Origin of the sequence: Neobacillus drentensis, from assembly GCF_036962765.1 — a bacterium.
In the GTDB taxonomy this organism is placed as follows: Bacteria; Bacillota; Bacilli; order Bacillales; family Cytobacillaceae; genus Neobacillus; species Neobacillus drentensis_C.
The window spans coordinates 78,471-81,253 of sequence record NZ_JBALOS010000026.1 but is presented as its reverse complement, the minus strand read 5'-3'; the positions used below and the strand labels follow the sequence as shown (position 1 = coordinate 81,253).

The window sequence follows — 2,783 nt, the reverse complement described above, 5'->3', positions numbered from 1 at the left end:
TGTTGTTTTAAAAACTTTAACGTATTTTTTCGCAATATAGGCTTTTTTATTTTTGTATGTAATTTTATACCAGTTATTTTTGGTAATCGAATAAACAGTTAAGGTTTTCCCCTTATATACCTTACCTAAGACCCTATATTTTGTTCCAGGGGCCGAATAAACCTTTGCGCTATTTGAAGTAACTGTAACTTTTTTTGTTGCAGCAGAAGCTTCATTCATTGGTTGAAATAATGTAAATACAAGTAAAAATGCCAGTACTAATTGCAGGGTTTTTCTCATCTTTTCTCCTTCCTATCTCCCATTTTTTGCCACTCCATCATTTAACATGGAATATTTTACAAAATTATTTTCTATTAATCAATTGTTTTTTACACAAACACCATTATTAAATCAATATTAAAAGACCGCTATCATTTGAAATAGCGGTCTTTTGTTTATTTTTCTAACGTTATTACTTGATATAATTCATTGCGGTTAATGCTGCTGCCATTAAATTCATGGGTCAACCTTCCATCCTCATTAAAAATAAACGTTTTGTTGTCATGTACCACTTCGGAGCCGTTGTTTTTGAAATGTTCACCTAGTGAGTCTGCCAGGTTTTGAATCTGCTTCTTATCTCCTGTCAACATTTTCAGGTAGGACAGATCGAAATTCATCTTCATTGCGTGTTCTTTCATGGCTTTAGGTGTATCATTTTTGGGGTCGAGCGAAACAGAAACAAGTAAAATTTTATTTGTTTTATTTCCTTTCAATTTTAGATCCTGCTGCAAGTTGCTGAAATTCGCTAATAAAATTGGACAAGCATTCGGATCAAGACAATTTATATACGTAAACGTCATTATAACAGTTTTTCCAATAAAATCCTGTTTTGTGACAGAGCGTCCATTCTCGTCGATTAACCTAAAATCAGGTAAGGTTACCTCTTTTGTTACTTTATGGGCATTCTCCATTGTCTTTGCCTCGACAGTAAATGGCTTTTCGTCCACAACCGTTTGCTCATCGTTTTCTACTTTAATAGAAGCAACCCACTCACCGTTCATCGCTAAACTAGCGGTTCCAATATATTTGCCAGAGCCTATTTCTTCCACTGTAACTGGAGTTGTTCCATGATCCATATTTTTCATATTTAATTCGGCACTCACCTTGGCACCTTCGACCGGATTTCCCTGTTTACCTTCTACCGTAAATTGCATCGCATATATTTTGCCCGGAGTAAATGTTTTTGGTGTTTTTAGTTTCACCGTCATATTATTGGATGTCCCACAGCCCGCGATAAATAATACCAAAAGACTAATTATGAAGACAGAAATTCTTTTCATTTTGTCCAACCTCTCAGCTAGATGTTTTTATATCTCAACTCCCTTCCACTATATACTACATTCAACTTTATATCTGTGAAGTTTTATACATTATTCAAAACTAGTAAAATCATACACTTAATCAATAGATTTTTAGTCTTTCTTTTTCAACCACTTCTACCTTAGATAGTATCGGTCTGTCGTTCCGCCAATCGACATGTACTTGGAGATTGAAAAATTCGGTAAGTTTCTGACTTGATATCAAATTACTTGTCTCACCATCTGCAAAAACTTTTCCCTTTTTTAATAATAAGGTTTTGGTGAAAACAGGCAGGATTTCTTCGACATGATGTGTTACATAGATCAATGTCGGACCAATTGGATTTTCTGCGATTGTTTCAATCGACTCTAACAGTTGTTCGCGCGCGATAAAATCTAATCCGTTTGTCGGCTCATCAAGAATGAGCAAAGCCGGGTCAGCCATCAGTGCACGTGCAATTAAGACGCGCTGCTTTTCCCCTTGTGATAATTTAACGTAATTTCGGTTTGCATAATGAAGGCAACCAAGTGTCTCCAAAAGTTTTACAGCCTTTTCTCTCATGGCATCTGTCGGTTCATCATACAGACCAATAGAGGCGAAGGCTCCGCTCAAGACAACCTCAAATGCATTGTCGTCCTGATGGAATTTTTCTTGTAGTGAGGATGATACAAATCCGATCTGTTTACGCAATCTCTCACTTAGATAAGTCTTCCCAAATTCCATGCCAAGAACAGTAACTTTCCCTTTTGTAGGAAAATAATAAGCATTTAATAGATTTAAGATGGCGGTCTTCCCTGAGCCATTTAAGCCAAATAATACCCAATGTTCGCCTTTATTAATCTTCCAATTCACATCTTGTAAAATCCAATTTCCTTCCCGTAATAATGAAACATTTTCAAGTTGTAATACCATTATTTATACTCCTTTTTTTACAAAATTTTTGTATTTCTATTTTAACAAATTTTCAGATAATAAAAAATAAGTCCTATCTAATAGGACTTATTGAATCATTATTTACTCCCCTGCAAGCAATCGATATTTTCCACTAAAATAAATTAGTGGTTGAGAATCCTCGAGATTAATATTCGTTACTTTGCCAATAAAAAGTGTATGGTCACCTTCAACATGCTCAGCTGTTAGTTCGCATGTAATTTGAGCCACCGTTCCTGGTAAAATCGGTAAACCTTCGAGACGGTCAAACACAATTCCTTGTTGCTTTTTCGTTTGCCCGGCAAAAATCATTGATAATTCTTGCTGATCCGCGGCTAATATATTGACCGAAAAGTTTCTGCTTTGTTTTATTTTTTCAAGCATTTGAGCTTTTTCAGCAATTGAAATGACAACAAGTTTTGGATTAAGTGATACAGACATGAAGGCGTTAGCAGTCATTCCATGCACATCTCCAGAAACGTCTGTTAGTACCACGGTTACGCCTGTTGCAAATT

Annotated in this window: 4 protein-coding genes (1 of these 4 only partly in view); all 4 read right to left on the bottom strand. The window is 35.6% G+C overall.

Annotated elements, in window-relative coordinates; translation table 11 throughout:
- Positions 1 to 219, bottom strand: partial view of an SH3 domain-containing protein gene (locus V7137_RS04295; RefSeq protein WP_438825613.1) — the 5' portion only. Its footprint begins 366 nt before the window's first position; the window shows 219 of its 585 coding nt (coding positions 1-219); it begins with the start codon at positions 217 to 219; its stop codon lies off the left edge, out of view.
- A gap of 215 nt (positions 220 to 434) precedes the next feature.
- Positions 435 to 1,319 carry an SCO family protein gene (locus V7137_RS04290; protein WP_335696906.1) on the bottom strand — a complete coding sequence of 295 codons (885 nt, stop codon included), beginning with the start codon at positions 1,317 to 1,319 and terminating at the stop codon, positions 435 to 437.
- A 121-nt stretch (positions 1,320 to 1,440) separates the two neighbouring features.
- Positions 1,441 to 2,250 (bottom strand): ABC transporter ATP-binding protein, encoded by an 810-nt coding sequence (locus tag V7137_RS04285; protein ID WP_335696905.1) that lies wholly within the window; start codon positions 2,248 to 2,250, stop codon positions 1,441 to 1,443.
- 102 nt (positions 2,251 to 2,352) lie between these two features.
- Positions 2,353 to 2,783 (bottom strand): flavin reductase family protein (locus V7137_RS04280; protein WP_335696904.1); only part of this gene is annotated, 431 nt, incomplete at its 5' end.